This is a genomic window from Larkinella insperata (assembly GCF_026248825.1).
GTDB lineage: Bacteria > Bacteroidota > Bacteroidia > Cytophagales > Spirosomataceae > Larkinella > Larkinella insperata.
The window spans coordinates 5,090,732-5,106,674 of record NZ_CP110973.1 but is presented as its reverse complement, the minus strand read 5'-3'; the positions used below and the strand labels follow the sequence as shown (position 1 = coordinate 5,106,674).

Here is a 15,943-nt window from a genome sequence, read left to right as displayed (position 1 = left end):
AGTCCGGCAAAAGAAGCATTTCCGGTTTGGCTTCACGCTGAACAAGCCCTTGTTTCACCGTTTTCCCAGCCAGTAGAAAAACAACACCAGCAACAGAAACCCAACGACCAGCAGGGCAATTTTCCAGGCCGAAGTGGGCCGTTCGCCCGCAATCTGGCCGGTTTGCCCATTGACCAGAAACCGGTATGGCTTGCCGTTGTAGTGGTACATGCAGATCCAGAGGGGCAGTAAAATGTGCTTGAACGTCTGGCGGCTCAGGGTGGTTTCGACGTTTAGATTCCGCTGGGTATCACCGCCCATCTGCGAGGCACAGGCGTTGGCTTCCCGCTCCCGGATGTCTTCTTCAGCTTTCCGGGCGCTTTCCTCCAGGTCGATGCTGTACACTTCGGCTTCCCAGCCCAGCAGGATGCGGGGGTCATAATCGACCAGTTCCTGCAGATCATACCGGCTGGCTTCCTGCACCTGACTCTCCTGCTGCGACAATTTCCGGGACGCCATCTCGAGCATATCGTCGTAAAACGCCTGGTGGGAGCCGCTGCGGTATTCCCACCGGACCCGCTGCTGCTGCTGGGTAACAACCCGGCCGTTGGCATCGCGCACCTGCACCGGAACGTAGTAGTAAAAACCGGCTTCGCCCGAATACTGCGAATACGCCTGCGCGTCGAAGGTCCAGAACGGAATGTAAATACCGTGCAGGTTGTCGAGCATCGCTCCGGCGGACAGATCCGACGGGGCCAGCCAGCTATCGCCCACCCAGCTTTTGAACCGTTGCATCGTCTGCTCCTTCGAAAGACGGAACGGCAGAACGCCCGCCGGCTCGATCAGACGGGTTTTCTGGGCATCGGGGTTGACGTTTTTCGAACCGCAGAAGGCGCAGGTAATCGTCGGGGCGTCGTAGTTGACGGTGGTTTTGGCCCCGCAGTTCTGGCAGGTAAACAGGCGTTTTTCTTCCGTCGGTGCGTTGGGCAGCTGCCGATCTTCCACCCGAAACGCGAGCGGATTTTCGTGCAAGTTGGTTCTGGTGAACGGAATTGCTTCGGTATTGCCGCAGTAATCGCAGCTTAGTTGCTGTTTTTCGGCCGAAAATTTCAATTGCGCCCCGCAGGTTTTGCACGGAGCCCGGACCAGGTCGGAAAGTTCGGAGGGTGATTGCATTGGAAGGATAAAAAAAGAAGAGAAAGTGGGAAGAAGCGGGCGGTTGCTCCCCTTCTCCTACCCGCCCGTTCTTCGGTCCTTTGTTATAATCTGGCTAATAATTCGGCTTTTTTGGCGGCAAATTCCTCCTCGGTCAGAATGCCGGCGGCTTTCAGTTCGCCCAGTTGCTTGAGCAGGTTCATCACCTCGGCTTTGTCTTCTTTCGGAGCCGCCGGTTGCGGGGCGTTGGCGGCATTGGTGTTCTGCATGAAATTACCCAAACCGCCCAGCAGCACGGCCGACCCGGCGGCACCCCCGTTTTCGGCGGCATCCTCCAGCGCAATTCCGGCCTGAAACTGCTGAAACCGGGCCATATCGCCCACCATGTTCATCTGGGTGGTTTTGTCCAGGAAAGCTTCCACTTCGGGCGGCAGGCTGGTGTTTTCGACGTAAAACCTGGTCAGTTCCAGGCCGTACCCCGTAAAATCCGTCTGAAGCAGCGGCAACAGTTTGTCACCGATTTCCTTGTAGTTGCGCGAAAGGTCGTACACCGAGATTCCGGCTTCGCCGATGGTGTCCGTAAAGTTGGTGACAATGGCCGACCGCAGTTGGTCTTCCACGTCGCCAATCCGGACAATGGGCGTCGTTCCGGCAAACTCCTTGATGAACCTCCCGGCGTCGGTCACCCGCATGGCAAACACGCCAAACGCCCGCACGCGCACCTGCTTGAGTTCGGGATCGCGGACGATGAACGGGTTTTGCGTGCCCCACTTGAGGTTGGTAAACTGCTTGGTCGAGACAAAGTAAATATCCACTTTGAACGGCGACTCAAAACTCATTTTCCACGACCGCAGCGTGGTCATGATCGGCATGTTCTGGGTGGTCAGTTCGTAGCGGCCGGGCTGGTAGACGTCGGCAATGCGGCCCTCGTTGATAAACACCGCCACCTGCGATTCGCGCACGGTCAGCTGGGCCCCGTACTTAATGTTATTGCCGTTGTCCGGAAATTTCCAGATAACCGTATCGTTGGACGTATCGACCCAGTCGATGACCTCGATAAATTCGTTGCGGATAAAGTCAAAAAGTCCCATAATGTCGGTGGGCAACGGGTTGCGGAACCGTTACCGTAAGGATTTTGATGTTTAGCGGTTTAATTCTACATAAAAAAACCGAACCCGCCGACGTTCGATTTTACAAACGGCCGGGAAACCGGCTTAAACGTCCTGATTTCCGGAACGACGTACGGGGCGGTTAATCCTGCCAACCGTATTGATCCTTGTCCAGCAGTAACACGCTCATCAACTGATTTTTCTGCAACTCCTCGGGCGTTTCAGGACCAGCCTTGGCGATGGGTCCATGGAATGTCTTTTCAAATTTTGCAAAATTCTCTGCATTCAGCGCATTCAGTTTATCCATTCGTTGAGTTACAAACTCATAGATATCCTCTAGAACATACGAATGTTTTTCTTCCAGGTACGTTGCAATTGCTTTAGTGGGTTCGTCCATGCCGAGTTTAAATAACGAATAATTAGGCCAGACATGATTGAGCTTGTGATGCAACAAAGAGAGTTTCAAGGTATTGGGCATCAATGTCCGGTAAAATCGGAAATGATGAACCAACAGCCCTTTCTTTCTTTCGGCTAAAAACCGTTTGTATTCCGCTTTCAGGAATTCGATTTTGGTGTCTTCGAAGAAAAGCGGATTCATCATCCTTGGATTCTTGAAAAATTCAGGCAGAATCTGATCGTAAAATTCTAAAAGGGTCTGGTGGTACGCTATCTCCTCCAGCTTGGTTTTGTCTTCCTCGACCCGGTTAATTTGGGCGTTGCGGATTACTTCCTTCTGCCTTTCCTCGTATTTTTCAAATTGTTCACCCGTTAAAATAGCTTGGAACGTAGCTCTTTCAAAGTCCCATTCTTCCCATTCTGAGAAGAAATGAGAATTCGACGGTAAATTTTTGTCCTGTTCAAATCGGTGAAGCCATTTAGCCTGCTCCAGCGTCACGTTCAACCAGCTGTATTGCTGTTGCATGTGTTTTATTAGTTGCCGTTCATTCATTTGTTGTCAAGATTTAATTCCGTCCACTTTACAGCCCTCAAGATGCTTTTTTGAAGCCGATTTTGCAAAATTTTAGTCGAATCGCGTTGGTGGAAGCCGGACCATACAATCAGGTTCACAAACCCGTGCCGTAAACCGCCCGTTAGGAGTTTATGCAATCACGCTATATCTCCACCAACCAGATCCGGCTGCATGTCGTGGAAGCTGGCCCCGCCGACGGACCGCTGGTGATTTTACTGCACGGTTTTCCGGAATTCTGGTACGGATGGCGGCATCAGATCGACGCCCTGGCCGCAGCCGGTTTTCGGGTCTGGGCACCCGATCAGCGCGGTTATAACCTGAGCGACAAACCCGTGGCGGTCAAGGACTACACCCTGGACAAGCTCGGGGCTGACATCCTGGGTCTAATGGATGCCGCCGGGGTAGAACGGGCTACGGTGGTCGGGCACGATTGGGGGGGCGGGGTGGCCTGGTGGCTCGCCATCAACCATCCCGAACGGCTTCACCGGGTCGTGTGCCTGAACATGCCGCATCTGGCCGTGATGCCCCGGGTGATGCGGGAGCATCCCCAGCAATTGCTCCGAAGCTGGTACGTCGGCTTTTTCCAGCTACCGGTTCTGCCCGAATGGCTGGTCCGGCTCGGCAACTGGTGGGGCGCAACCCGGGTGCTCCGCGGAACGAGTCGCCCCGGCACGTTTTCGGCGGCCGATCTGGTTCAATACCGGCAAGCCTGGGCGCAACCCGGTCCGACTGGCCAGCCGGCCATCCAGACCATGATCAACTGGTACCGGGCGTTGGTGCAGCAGGGGCCGCGGCTGCCCGACAATCCGCGCGTCAGGGTGCCGCTGCTGCTGATCTGGGGGACCCGCGACCAGGCTCTGATCCGGGAACTGGCCCAGCCCAGCGTTGAACAGTGCGACCGGGGGAAACTGGTTTACATCGAAGAAGCCACCCACTGGGTGCAGCACGAAGCCCACGACCGGGTTAACAGACTCATCATCCAGTTTGCCGGACAAAAAGCGGAAGATTCCGACGAGTGGCGCAACGCCCGACCACAGAACAGCTAGCCAATCTGACAACCAGTCTGTTGACTAGTAAGACCTGGACAAGTACCTACCAATTAATAAATTATCAGAGTTTAATAAGTAATATTACTTAACAACAAAGCAGGTGTTGGTACTTTTGTGTAAACGTAAACTTTACCGTATAGCTCCGACCGTTACTTGTTTAACCTGCTTATGTTCCATTTCTACACCCGTTTTTCTCCCCGGCAGAACGCTGCCACCTCTTTTTCCAGTTGGCAAACATTCTTAAAGAACCTGAATGGCAATACGTTCAGTGCCCGCTTGGCCTGCCTGCTCATCAGCTTTTGCCTGTTACCACCGTTGCTGGCTTCGGCATCAAATGGCGATCAGCACCCTGATTATGCCGCACTGGCTGATTTTTACAATTCAACCAATGGTTCTGGCTGGATCAATTCCACGGGCTGGCTAAAGGACAACAATCCGTGCGGCTGGTACGGGGTTGGCTGCACAGATGGCCGGGTGACAGAATTGAGTATGATGTACAATAACGTAACCGGTTCGCTACCCAAGAGTATCGGAAATCTAACCTACCTAAAGCACATCGAACTTCGTAATAATGATATTAGCGGAACGATCCCGGAAGAAATAGGAAAGTTAACCAAATTAGAAGGGCTTTTCCTCCTGAAGAATCAATTTAGTGGGTCCATCCCTAGCAGTATAGGTAATTTGGTTAATCTAAAAATGCTGCTTCTACGTGAAAATCACTTAACCGGCTCTATCCCCTTGAGTGTCCTGAATATGCAAAAGCTCGAAAGCCTTAATTTAGCTATCAATCAGTTGAGTGGCGAAATTCCTAGTAACATAGGTGACCTTTCCAGCCTGACATCCATTCACCTCGAACAAAATAGACTTTCAGGTTCAATCCCCGAAAGCCTGGGTAAACTAACTGGGATGAGTAACCTTACATTAAATAACAACGAGTTAAATGGGAATATTCCTAGTAGCCTAGGAAATCTGACGAACCTCTTCCAACTAACGTTAAACAACAATAAATTGACGGGTGAAATACCAAGTAGTCTAGGAAATCTAGAAGGTCTTTATACGCTCCTTTTGAATGATAACCAATTAACTGGACCGATCCCCAATACATTTGGAGAGTTTCCTAAAATAACCTCCCTCTCATTATATAATAACGAATTAACCGGGCCGATTCCCGAAAGTTTAAGTAAGATAACTACTATAACAGACTTACAATTATATAACAACAAGCTAACTGGATCGATCCCAAGTTCACTTGGTAATATGTCCAACTTGAAGAACATTTCATTATCAAATAATAAGTTAACTGGATCGATTCCTTACAGTTTGGGAAACTTAATTAATCTTGAAAACCTTTCTTTAAACCAGAATAACTTAAGTGGGATCGTTCCTGAAAGTTTAGGCAACTTAGCTAAATTAAAAGGTTTGAACTTGGGGAATAACACCTTGATTGGTCCCATTCCAATCGGTTTAGAGCGCCTAACTAAATTAGAATATATTTCGTTGAATGACAATAGGCTAAGCGGAAGTATTCCCAGTCATTTAGATAATTTAACCAATCTTCGATTTCTAACCTTAAGCAACAATCAACTAACAGGCGAAATCCCTAGTAGTTTGGGCAATCTAACTAATATATGGTATATAGACTTGACTTATAACTCGCTGAATGGATCAATCCCTAATAGTTTAAGCAATCTTATTAATCTGGAAGGTTTATCTTTATCCGTAAACAACTTGAGCGGTGCAATACCCAGTGGGTTAGGAAAATTACTTAAACTAGAATTCCTTCAACTTGCTGCTAATCAGCTCAGTGGCCAAATCCCAGCTACCCTAGGAAATTTAATTAATTTGAGGACTCTTATGATAGGAGACAATCGATTAAGTGGTGATATTCCAGCTAGTATCGCAAACTTGACTAAGCTAGAGTTCCTTAATTTACGTTCTAATCAATTAAGTGGAGAAGTTCCTTCTTTCCTGAGTAAACTAACCAAGCTTCAGGGTTTAATGTTAAATGCCAATAAATTTACTGGTCCTATTCCAAATACTCTAGGGGGACTTTCTAACATAAAATATATGTGGCTGCAAAACAACCATTTAAGCGGTTGCTTCCCAGAATCTTTAAGAGCTTTATGTGGTAAAGATGTTGAGTTTTATGGCAACCCCGGTCTGCCCAATGGCGGCAACTTCACCGCCTTCTGCAATCAAGAGCCCGGCAGCAACGCCATCCCGGCCCCGACACTCTCCTTGAAGTCCGGCATCATCCAGCCCATTGCGCTAAACACAGCTTCGGTTTCTCTAACCGTTTCGGGTTGCGAAGGCGGTACCATCAACTGGTCGGCGACCAACACCACCCTGGGCAGTGGTGCTACCATTCCGGTTGGTACCTCAACACCCGGCAACGTGGTCTACTCCGCCACCTGCACCTCGGGCGGCTGCACCAGCGCCCCGGCCCGCTTTACCGTCACCGTGGCCGCGGCTCCCGCAGCGGGCAACTACGACGGACACCTCTACGGAGCCGACTGCGAGACGTTCCGCGGCTGGGTCTGGAACCGCGACAAAGTCAATACGCCCGTCGCCGTCGAAATTCTGGACGGCTCGGCCGTTATCGCTACGATCCTGGCCGATGGGTTCCGCCAGGATTTGCTCAACGCCGGAAAAGGCAATGGCAAACATGCTTTTACCTTCCCAATTCCCGACTGGATGAAAGACGGCCGCTCTCATCCGCTTTCGGCCCGCGTCGCCGGGGGCAGCTTCCTGCTGAAAGGTTCGCCCAAAGCTCTTGTGTGCCAAGCACCTACCACGCCCCCCGCCAACCAGCCGCCGGTAGCGCCGACAATCAATACCTTCACCTCCCAACAGGGAGCCACGTTCTCCGCACTATTGCCCGCTTTCACCGACCCGGAAGGAGGCCCGCTGGCTTACAGCGTAAGCGGTCTGCCCGGTGGTCTGAGTTTTAACCCAACCACCCGTCAGCTCAGCGGTACGCCCGGGCAGTCCGGCAGCTTCTGGCTGACCTACACGGCCACGGACAACCAGAATGCAACCACGTCCGTGAGCGTCGGCCTGACGATAAACGCCCCCGCTACCACGCCGGTTACGGGTAATTTCGACGGTTATCTGGATAAAGTCGAATGCGGCACCATCCGCGGCTGGGCCTGGGACCGCAACAAGCCCAATGCCCCGGTCAGTATTGAGTTTTACACCGGCAACACGGTTTGGGGCAGCACGGTGGCCAACATCTACCGCGACGACCTGAAGCAAGCCGGCAAAGGCAACGGAGCCCACGCGTACAGTTTTGAAGTTCCCGCCGTCCTGAAAGACAACAAAACCCGCCAGATCAGCGCCCGGGTGACCGGTTCGAGCTACGTCCTGAAATGGTCGGGAAAAGCCCTGACTTGTAGCCCCTCCTCGGGCCGGTTGTCGGCCGAACGCAGCGCCCAACTGGAGCTGGTGGTGCTGGGTAACCCTACCACCGGCGATGCCGTGGAAGTGGAAGTGCGCGGAGCGGCTGGTCAGCCGCTGCGGCTGCAACTTACCGACGCCACGGGCCGGATGATCAGCGAACGGCGGGTAGATCAGCCCCGAACCGTTGAACGGCAGACCCTACCGCTCGGTAATCGGCCCGCAGGACTGCTCCTGCTTCAGGCCGTGAGCGGTACGCGGTACGTTACGCTTAAGGTAGTCAAGCAGTAAACCAATTCGCAACGTAGTCTTAGTCCCTCAATCCGGGTGCAATGCCAGGTTGAGGGACTTTTTCACGCCCGATGGGGTCCGTCGGCGGGTTCAATGAATACCTGCCGGATGGTGGGTTCGGCGGCCTGAAGCGTGTGCCGGAGTCGGGAAATGGCCTTCGTAATCGCTTCGGTAGTCAGTTCCGGTTGAAAAACAACCCGCTGAATGAGCACAATCTGCTCCGGCCCCATCTGAAACGTCAGCGCCTGCAACGACTGCACAACGTCAGAGTCAGCATTCGTCAGGGCCACGGTTTTCTGCACAATCGCCGGATCTGCCCCCTCGCCCATCAGCAAGCTCCGGCTTTCGCGGGCCAGCAGGATGGAAACCGCCGTCAGCAGGACGCCGATCAGGATCGAAGCCGTCCCATCGAGGTACGGGTTATCGAGCTGATGTCCCAGAAATACCCCCAGAAACGCCAGAATCAACCCGATAACGTCCGACGCATCCTCAAACAGCACGACAAACGTAGCGGGGTTTTTACTGGTTTTCACCGCCGACCAGAACGCCTGCGCCCCCCGCTGGGCGTTAAACGCTTTGATGGCCGTCACCAGCGACGTGCTGTCGAGCACAATGGCGATGCCCAGCACGATGTAATTCCAGTGCGGATTTTCGATGGGGTTGGGATGCTGCAAATGCGTGATGCCTTCGTAAAACGAAACGCCCCCACCGACGGCAAAAATCAGGACCGATACCACGTACGACCAAAAGTAAAGCTCCCGGCCGTAGCCAAACGGCCGTTTGTCGTCGGCGGGTTTCTGGCTCCGGTTCATGCCCAGCAGCAGCAAAACTTCGTTCAGCGTATCAACCAGTGAGTGAATGCCTTCGGAAACCATCGCCGAACTCCCGGTTACCCCGGCGGCAATAAACTTGGTGACGGCAATGGCCAGATTGGCCCCCAAAGCCGTGTAGATTGCTGTTTTTGTGGATGCCATACCCGTTGAACCGATTTCAAAACGGGTTGTTTTCCGCCCGGCGGCAAGGCGGCCAAATCCTTATTTTTTTCGGGTTAATCGCCTTTTACCACCTTCATAGCAAACAGAACGAAAATCTCCGGGTAGTCTTGCTAGTTTACTAGTTTACGGAGGGAGTCAATTGCTAACGTTCACCCGGTCGGATTGCGGATCGCACCGTCTTGTCAGCCAACGGCTTGCCGCCCGAACTGCCCTTTATGCGTACGTCTTCAATCACCTCTTACTCTCTTCTTCAATGGAATCCGCCAACCGATCCTCCCGGAGAGCCTTCATGAAAAAGGCCGCCGGTTCAGGTGCCATCGCATTTTCCACACCCCCCCTTTTTTCTATGGAAACAGAACAGCTTTCCCAAAACGCCCAGGCGGATGTTGCTACCAACGCCGACCCCGCCCAAACCACCGCCGACATCCTGATCGACAAGCTGATCGCTTGGCAGGTCGAAGTGGTGTTTGGCTTAATCGGCGACGGCATTAACCCCATCATGGAGGCCCTCCGCAAACGGCAGGACAAGATCAAATACATTGCCGTCCGGCACGAGGAAGCAGCCGCTTTTATGGCCTCCGGTTACGCCAAATACACCGGCAAGCTCGGCGTCTGCCTGGGTACTTCCGGTCCGGGGGCCGTCCACCTGATGAACGGTTTGTGGGATGCTGCCATGGAAAATACGCCCGTGCTGGCCATTACCGGCGCTCCGTTTCACGACCTGCTGGGTACGCAGTACATCCAGGAGGTGGACACGGTTTCGATGGTCCGGGACATTGCCGTCTACAACGTCATGATCAACGGTCCGCGGCAGGCCCAGACCGTCGTGGACCTGGCCTGCCGAACCGCCCTGACCACGCCCGGCGTAGCGCACCTGGCGATTGCCAAGGATATCCAGAAAAAACCGTTATCGGAAGACAAAGCGTCCAAAGACGGGGAAAACCTGCGGGCGTCGTCGACTTACATGCCGCGCATCGAAACGCCCGTGACAGACGAACTGGATGCGGCAGCCGCCCTGCTGAACGCAGGCAAAAAAGTAATGATTCTGGCCGGGCGCGGTGCCCTTAATGCCCGCACGGAAGTGGAACAGGTGGCCGAAAAACTCGGGGCACCGGTGACCAAAGCTCTGCTCGGCAAAGCCCTGCTGCCCGACGATTCGCCCTACACAACCGGCGGCATCGGGCACCTGGGTACGCTGCCCTCCAAACAGGTGATGGAGGAGTGTGATACCCTCCTGATTCTGGGCAGCAACATGCCGTACGTGGATTTTTACCCCAAAGACGGACGCGCCCGGGCCGTGCAGATCGACCGCGACCCGAAGCGGATCGGCCTTCGGTACCCGGTTGAAATCGGCCTCAACGGCGATGTGCAGGCTACCTTGAAAGCCCTTTTGCCCAAACTACAGCCCAAAACCGACCGGAGTTTTCTGCAACTGGCCCAGCAGCGCATGGCCGACTGGCGAAAAACCATCGCCGGGGTGGAAAGCGAGGATGCCAAGCTCATCAAGCCCCAATACCTGGTGTCGCAGGTGAGCAAATTATTGCAAGAAGACGCCATCGTTGCCATTGATACCGGTGCGCACACGGTTTTTACGGCCCGGCACTGGCAGATTCGCCCGGATCAGAAAGTGGCGGTTTCGGGCAACCTGGCATCGATGGCCCCGGGCCTGCCCTATGCGATGGCGGCCCAATTGGCCTATCCCGGTCGGCAGTGCGTGGCAATGGTGGGCGACGGTGGCTTTACGATGCTGATGGGCGAAATGGTAACGGCCGTTCGGTACAACCTGCCCGTGAAGATTGTGGTGTTCAAGAACAATAGCCTGTCGATGGACTACTACGAGCAGGAAGCCCTGGGCAATCCCGTTTTTGGGGCGGATCTGACCTCCATCGATTTTGCCAAAGTAGCCGAAGCCTGCGGGGCGGAAGGCTACCGCTGCACGCAAAAGGCCGACCTTGCCAACACGCTGACCCGCGCCTTCGCGTCGAACCGGCCCGCCGTCATTGAGGTGCTGGTAGACCCCGATCAGGCGCCGGCAGCGCCCGGTACCGTGGCCCAGAACAAGTTTGAATAACTGTCTTGATACCGTCGCCGGGTGGTTTTCGGGTCCTGTTTATTTCATGGCCCGGAAATCGCCCGGCCGCTGGTTGACCAGTTTGAGAAACGTGTTGCTGAACGTCGACAGGCTGGTGTACCCTGCATCGTAGGCAATTTCGCTGACCGACTTATCCGTCTGCAGCAGTTCCTCCATGCCCCGGATGATGCGGCACAGCTTCAGATACTGCCCAAATGAACTGTTGATGGCCTTCCGGAACAGCCGCGACAGGCTCCGGACGCTGAACCCAAACCGTTCGGCCACCTCCGGCAGTTGCAGTGGATCGCCCAGGTGCTGGTGAATGTAGTGTATGACAGGCAGCAACCGTTCGTTGTCGGTCACCGGCAGGACAATTGGCAGGGGGTGCTGGCTGATTTCCGGCAGAATGTGCTTCAACGTCCGCAAAAACTAAAAATGCGTCCCCCCGGGCCGAACGTTCCCTTTCCAGCCCTGCGTAAACACAATCATTTCCAGCAGCAGATTGCTCACCGGATAAATGCCTAGGTGACGGAAAAACGGATGTTCCCGATCGGCTTCATCCGGAAAGTAGATGTTACGGACAATCAGCGCCGGACCCGAATGCTGAACGTAATGTTCCAGGTGGGGCGGAATCCAGATGTAATGCCGGGCGGGCAGAAAATACGCCTTGTCCGTGGTGTTCAGATAGGCCAACCCGCCTTCAATGTAGGTCAACTGCCCTTTGTGGTGTTTATGAAACGGAAAACGGTGTTCCTGCCGTTCGTGCAGCACATAGACCGCATCCGGTACCTGGTCAATGGCGTCAAAATAACCCGAGAAATACGAATACGCATCTGTCTGCATGTGGCCGAATTGAACAAATAATTGGCAAATTAGATAAAATCGCCGACAAACGTGCTCCGTACCTTTGTCTATCAAAACGAGAGCAAACCATGAAAGCGAGTACACGGGCAACCCTGTTACGGTTGTTGCTCATCATCAACGTTATAAAACCCGTATCCGCCCAGCCAGCGGCCGCTCAGGAGCAGCCGTTGACGCTGGCGGAAGCCTGGCAAAAGGCCGAAGCCAGCAACAAAACCGTTCAACAGGGAGCATTGGCCGTTGCCGCCAGCGAACAGCGGGTACGGGACGCCAAAGCCGAACGGCTTCCGGATATCAACGCCGGAACGGAATACGCCCGCATCAGCAGCTTTCCGGTCTACGAGAACGGTCTGTTCAACGAACCCACCAACCTGCCGATTCTGCACAATTCCTTTCAATTGGAAACCGAAGCGTACCTGAATCTTTACAACGGCCACAAGCTGCGCACCCGGATTGAAAGCGAGGAAGTGGCGCACCGCCTGGTAACGGAGCAAAAAGCGCAGGCCACTTCGGATGTCAAACTGCGCGTAACGGCGGTTTTCCTGGACCTGCAACGCAACCGGATTTTCCGCGACCTGATTCACCAGGACATCCAGGAAGCCCGCAAACGGCTCGATCAGATTCGGGAACTGCACAAGAACGGGGTTGTGCTGCGGAGTGATCTGCTGCGCGCCGAACTGCAGCTTTCCCGGCAGCAGATGAAGCAGGTCGAGATTAAAAACAACATCAACCTGGCCAACCAGAAGCTGGACCTGCTTATCGGACTGCCCGACACCACCCGCATCCGACCGAGCGATGAGCTTCAGACGGTGCCACTGGCCGGTACGTACACCGATTACCTGGCCGACGCCTACGACGGATCGCACGCGCTGAAACTGGCCAGTCAGCAAACGCAACGGCGCGAACTGCAGAGCAAGGAAGTGCAGGCCAACCGGCAGCCCAAAGTAGGCTTGTTTGCCCGCTACCAATACGCGTATCCGCAGATTCTGTTTTACCCCTATGCTCCGTCGCTCTACGGTTTTGGGCAGGCCGGCCTGAAGATTTCCTACCCGATTTCGTCGCTCTACCACAACAAACACAAGGAGCAGGCGGCCCGGATGGATCTGCAGCGGCAGCAGGTGGCGCAGACGGAGGTGAAGGATGAGGTTAAACAGGCCGTGAATGAAGCGTATACCCGCTACCAGGAATCGCTCCAACGCATCGACGTGGCCCAATTGAACATCAAACAGGCCGCCGAAAACTACCGGATTGTCAACAACAGCTATTTCAACCAACTGGCCCTGCTGACCGATCTGCTCGACGCGGACAACCAGCAACTCCAGGCGCAATTCGACCTGGCTTCGGCCCGTTTGACCAGCCAGTTACACTATTACCAGCTCCTGAACGCAACGGGAAAACTTTAACAACATGAAAACGACTCACCAAGATCATTCAAAAACCGATCGGCTGATTACAAACGTAACGGCCTGGATCGCTGGGGCGCTGGGTCTGGCGCTGCTCGGCTGGGGGGGCTACACGGCCTGGGAACTCTGGCATTACGAAGCCACCAACGACGCCCAGATTGAAGAATACATCAACCCCGTTACCTCCAAAGTAACGGGGTATATTCAGGACGTGTATTACACCGACGACCAAGCCGTCAAGGAAGGCGACACGCTGGCGGTGATCGACGACCGGGAATGCCGCATCCAACTAGCCGAAGCCCGTGCCGCACTGGCCAACGCCAACGCCCAGCTTCAGGTTCTGGCCAGCAACACCACCACCTCGGTCAAAAACGCGCTGGTCAGTCAGTCGCAGATCGGTGCGGCCCGGGCCAAACTCTGGAAGCAGCAGCAGGATTTTGAACGGTACCAGAAATTGCTGGAAACTGAATCCGTTACCCGGCAACAATTCGAAAACGTGAAAACGGCCCTCGACGTGGCGAAAGCCGACCTTCAGGCCCTGGAAAATTCGTACCAGGCTTCGCTGGCGAAAACCGACGACATCAAGGCGCAGCGGGCGGTGGCCCTGGCCGAAATCCAGCGTCGGCAGGCCGTGGTGGACCGGATCAAACTGGAGCTTTCCTACACGGTCATCACGGCACCGTACGACGGCAAGCTGGGCCGGAAAACCATTCAGAAGGGCCAACTGGTTCAGGCGGGCCAGACGCTGGCGTTTCTGGTGGACGCGCAGGAAGGCAAATGGGTGATCGCCAATTACAAAGAAACCCAGATCAAGCACATGCACATCGGCCAGACCGTCCAGATTCAGACCGACGCGTTTCCGGGGGGAAACCTTCCACGGCAATATCGTGTCGCTGTCGGCGGCTACGGGTTCGCGGTTTTCGCTGCTGCCGCCGGACAACGCCACGGGTAACTTCGTCAAGATTGCGCAACGGATTCCGGTACGGATTAAGCTGACGGACGCCAAAGACAAGCTGGAGCCCCTGCGGGCGGGTATGAATGCGGAGGTCATCCTCCAGAAAACCCCTAACTCATGACCCCTGCCCGGCCCGTTTTCAAACCCTGGGTCCCCGAATGGCTCGTTCGGGTGACCATTTTTCTGGTCCTGCTGCCGGGACTTTTCATCCTGGGCATTTACGCCGGAAACGTCACCGAAGCGGCCGGCTATTACGGCATTGAACCCGCCGACGTGCAGTTTTCCATCGTGATTTACTACGCGGCCCTGACCAGTTTTTTTCCGCTCGAACAACGGTTTTTAAGCTTTTTTGCGACGAAACATTATTTTCTGCTCGGTCTGTTTCTGCTCACGGCCAGCAACCTGGTTTTTTACAATACCCACCACCCGGCGGTGTTTATCGGCCTGCGGTTTCTGGAGGGAATTTTCAGCAGCGGGGTGGCCGGTAGCGGCATGACGCTTCTGTTCTCGCGGCTGGAAACGAGCCGGGCGCGGACGATGGGGTATTCCATTTTTTACGGGATTCTGCTGTGTTCGGCCCCGCTGTCGCTGATGCTGGCGGCCTGGCTGCTGACCCAGTACGATTTCAACGTGCTGTACAAAGCCCTGATTTACCTGCAAGTGCCGGGGGCGGCCCTTTTGATGGTGACCATGAACGACGTGCGAATCAAACGCCGGATTCCGCTCTACCAGATTGACGGGATCAGCTTTGTTTTCTACGCCGTGGTGCTGACGCTGACGGGTTACCTGTTGGTGTACGGCCAGCAATACAACTGGCTGGAAGATCCACGCATCCGGGCCGGTGCGCTGACGCTGTTCTTGCTTCTGGGCTGCTTTCTGCTTCGGCAAACGGCCCTCAAACGGCCCTACATCAACCTGACGATCTTTCGGTACCGCAACTACCGCATTGGCCTGCTGTTGCTGGTGGTGCTGTACGTGTGCCGGGGCGCTTTGGGGCAAACTTCGTCGTTTCTGGCCAATGCCCTGGGCCTTGACCCGCTGCATATTTCGTACCTGATGCTGGCCAATCTGGTGGGCGTAATTCTCAGCATGACGGTAACGGCCCGGCTGTTGCTGCTCAACAAAAACCGGCGGCTGATGTGGCTGACGGGGTTCGGATTGCTGGCGTTTTTCCACGGCATGATGTATTCTCTGTTTGCAGCCCGGGCCGATGCGTCGACCTATGTTTTACCGCTGTTCATTCAGGGGTTGGGCGTAGGCGCGCTGATGGTGCCGGTGGTGAGCTTTACGGTTTCGGCGGTTCCGGCGGCCGTTGGCCCGTCCGCAACGGCGGTGGGTGTGGTTTTCCGGTTTCTGGGTTTCACCCTGAGCATGGCGCTGATCAACTTCTTTCAATTGTTGGGCAAAAGTCGGCATTACCACCAGTTGCAGGAATCGGTTACCCAACTGAACCCCTACACCGCCGAGCGCCTGGGCCTGTACCGGCAACAGCTTTTGAACGGCGGTCTGGCCCCGGATCAGGCCGGACAAGCAGCCTCCAAACTGCTGGGGAAAGCCGTTGATCTCCAGGCGCAATTGCAGTACTTCATGGATTATTACGCCCTGATTGCCGCGCTTCTTCTGGCCGTCATGATGCTGATTGTCCTCTTCCCGTTTGCCCGCCGGACCCTGACTTATTTCAGCTCCAGGGTTATTCCGTATTGATTGCA

The 15,943-nt window shown here is 54.7% G+C and carries 13 protein-coding genes and 1 pseudogene; 8 read left to right on the top strand and 6 right to left on the bottom strand.

From position 1 onward, the window contains the following. Positions 1-54: 54 nt before the first annotated feature. The 3 genes from OQ371_RS20580 to OQ371_RS20570 all read right to left on the bottom strand — a co-directional run bounded on the left by OQ371_RS20580 (position 55) and on the right by OQ371_RS20570 (position 3,165). The gene (locus tag OQ371_RS20580; RefSeq protein WP_265990216.1) at positions 55-1,155 is read right to left on the bottom strand and encodes a TFIIB-type zinc ribbon-containing protein; all 1,101 of its coding nucleotides are present in this window, start codon (positions 1,153-1,155) and stop codon (positions 55-57) included. An 83-nt stretch (positions 1,156-1,238) separates the two neighbouring features. Then, positions 1,239-2,240 (bottom strand): SPFH domain-containing protein, encoded by a 1,002-nt coding sequence (locus OQ371_RS20575; RefSeq protein WP_265990215.1) that lies wholly within the window; start codon positions 2,238-2,240, stop codon positions 1,239-1,241. 145 nt (positions 2,241-2,385) lie between these two features. Continuing rightward, a complete protein-coding gene (locus tag OQ371_RS20570; protein WP_265990214.1) occupies positions 2,386-3,165 on the bottom strand; it encodes a hypothetical protein in 780 nt (259 codons plus the stop codon). A 179-nt stretch (positions 3,166-3,344) separates the two neighbouring features. Here OQ371_RS20570 and OQ371_RS20565 point away from each other — a divergent pair, with 179 nt between their 5' ends. The 3 genes and pseudogenes from OQ371_RS20565 (at position 3,345) to OQ371_RS20560 (ending at position 7,949) form a co-directional block, all read left to right on the top strand. Next, positions 3,345-4,259: an alpha/beta fold hydrolase gene (locus tag OQ371_RS20565; RefSeq protein WP_265990213.1), complete on the top strand. Its 915-nt coding sequence runs from the start codon at positions 3,345-3,347 to the stop codon at positions 4,257-4,259. A 171-nt stretch (positions 4,260-4,430) separates the two neighbouring features. Beyond that, positions 4,431-6,197, top strand: a pseudogene (locus tag OQ371_RS26380) (leucine-rich repeat domain-containing protein); the annotation flags it as partial. A 132-nt stretch (positions 6,198-6,329) separates the two neighbouring features. Next, positions 6,330-7,949 carry a putative Ig domain-containing protein gene (locus OQ371_RS20560; RefSeq protein ID WP_265990212.1) on the top strand — a complete coding sequence of 540 codons (1,620 nt, stop codon included), beginning with the start codon at positions 6,330-6,332 and terminating at the stop codon, positions 7,947-7,949. Between the two features lie 62 nt (positions 7,950-8,011). Here the strand turns inward: OQ371_RS20560 and OQ371_RS20555 are convergent, their stop codons facing one another. Beyond that, positions 8,012-8,923 (bottom strand): cation diffusion facilitator family transporter, encoded by a 912-nt coding sequence (locus OQ371_RS20555; RefSeq protein WP_265990211.1) that lies wholly within the window; start codon positions 8,921-8,923, stop codon positions 8,012-8,014. Between the two features lie 367 nt (positions 8,924-9,290). Here OQ371_RS20555 and OQ371_RS20550 point away from each other — a divergent pair, with 367 nt between their 5' ends. After that, on the top strand, positions 9,291-11,015 hold the full coding sequence (locus OQ371_RS20550) for a thiamine pyrophosphate-dependent enzyme (RefSeq protein ID WP_265990210.1): 1,725 nt from the start codon (positions 9,291-9,293) through the stop codon (positions 11,013-11,015). A gap of 39 nt (positions 11,016-11,054) precedes the next feature. Here the strand turns inward: OQ371_RS20550 and OQ371_RS20545 are convergent, their stop codons facing one another. Both OQ371_RS20545 and OQ371_RS20540 read right to left on the bottom strand, forming a co-directional pair. Continuing rightward, positions 11,055-11,432, bottom strand: a complete 378-nt coding sequence (locus OQ371_RS20545; RefSeq protein ID WP_265990209.1) for a helix-turn-helix domain-containing protein — start codon at positions 11,430-11,432, stop codon at positions 11,055-11,057. Between the two features lie 12 nt (positions 11,433-11,444). Next, complete coding sequence (locus OQ371_RS20540) at positions 11,445-11,858, bottom strand: AraC family ligand binding domain-containing protein (protein WP_265990208.1); 414 nt, start codon at positions 11,856-11,858, stop codon at positions 11,445-11,447. An 89-nt stretch (positions 11,859-11,947) separates the two neighbouring features. Here OQ371_RS20540 and OQ371_RS20535 point away from each other — a divergent pair, with 89 nt between their 5' ends. Genes OQ371_RS20535 through OQ371_RS20520 form a run of 4 tightly spaced genes read left to right on the top strand, consistent with a single transcriptional unit; the run spans position 11,948 to position 15,938 of the window. Further along, a complete protein-coding gene (locus OQ371_RS20535; RefSeq protein ID WP_265990207.1) occupies positions 11,948-13,279 on the top strand; it encodes a TolC family protein in 1,332 nt (443 codons plus the stop codon). A 4-nt stretch (positions 13,280-13,283) separates the two neighbouring features. Continuing rightward, positions 13,284-14,231, top strand: coding sequence for an HlyD family secretion protein (locus OQ371_RS20530; protein WP_265990206.1), 948 nt, complete (start codon positions 13,284-13,286; stop codon positions 14,229-14,231). After that, positions 14,167-14,355 carry an HlyD family secretion protein gene (locus OQ371_RS20525; protein ID WP_265990205.1) on the top strand — a complete coding sequence of 63 codons (189 nt, stop codon included), beginning with the start codon at positions 14,167-14,169 and terminating at the stop codon, positions 14,353-14,355. Before OQ371_RS20530 ends, OQ371_RS20525 begins: the two co-directional genes overlap by 65 nt. Next, positions 14,352-15,938 (top strand): MFS transporter, encoded by a 1,587-nt coding sequence (locus OQ371_RS20520; protein ID WP_265990204.1) that lies wholly within the window; start codon positions 14,352-14,354, stop codon positions 15,936-15,938. The genes OQ371_RS20525 and OQ371_RS20520 overlap by 4 nt, the downstream gene beginning before the upstream one ends. The last annotated feature ends 5 nt before the right edge of the window (positions 15,939-15,943 follow it).

Bases quoted from the DNA above. Each gene is read 5' to 3' on its own strand.
- OQ371_RS20580 (WP_265990216.1), bottom strand. From the start codon at position 1,155: ATGCAATCACCCTCCGAACTTTCCGACCTGGTCCGGGCTCCGTGCAAA.
- OQ371_RS20570 (WP_265990214.1), bottom strand. From the start codon at position 3,165: ATGCAACAGCAATACAGCTGGTTGAACGTGACGCTGGAGCAGGCTAAA.
- OQ371_RS20565 (WP_265990213.1), top strand. From the start codon at position 3,345: ATGCAATCACGCTATATCTCCACCAACCAGATCCGGCTGCATGTCGTG.
- OQ371_RS20560 (WP_265990212.1), top strand. From the start codon at position 6,330: ATGTGGCTGCAAAACAACCATTTAAGCGGTTGCTTCCCAGAATCTTTA.
- OQ371_RS20555 (WP_265990211.1), bottom strand. From the start codon at position 8,923: ATGGCATCCACAAAAACAGCAATCTACACGGCTTTGGGGGCCAATCTG.
- OQ371_RS20550 (WP_265990210.1), top strand. From the start codon at position 9,291: ATGGAAACAGAACAGCTTTCCCAAAACGCCCAGGCGGATGTTGCTACC.
- OQ371_RS20540 (WP_265990208.1), bottom strand. From the start codon at position 11,858: ATGCAGACAGATGCGTATTCGTATTTCTCGGGTTATTTTGACGCCATT.
- OQ371_RS20535 (WP_265990207.1), top strand. From the start codon at position 11,948: ATGAAAGCGAGTACACGGGCAACCCTGTTACGGTTGTTGCTCATCATC.
- OQ371_RS20530 (WP_265990206.1), top strand. From the start codon at position 13,284: ATGAAAACGACTCACCAAGATCATTCAAAAACCGATCGGCTGATTACA.
- OQ371_RS20520 (WP_265990204.1), top strand. From the start codon at position 14,352: ATGACCCCTGCCCGGCCCGTTTTCAAACCCTGGGTCCCCGAATGGCTC.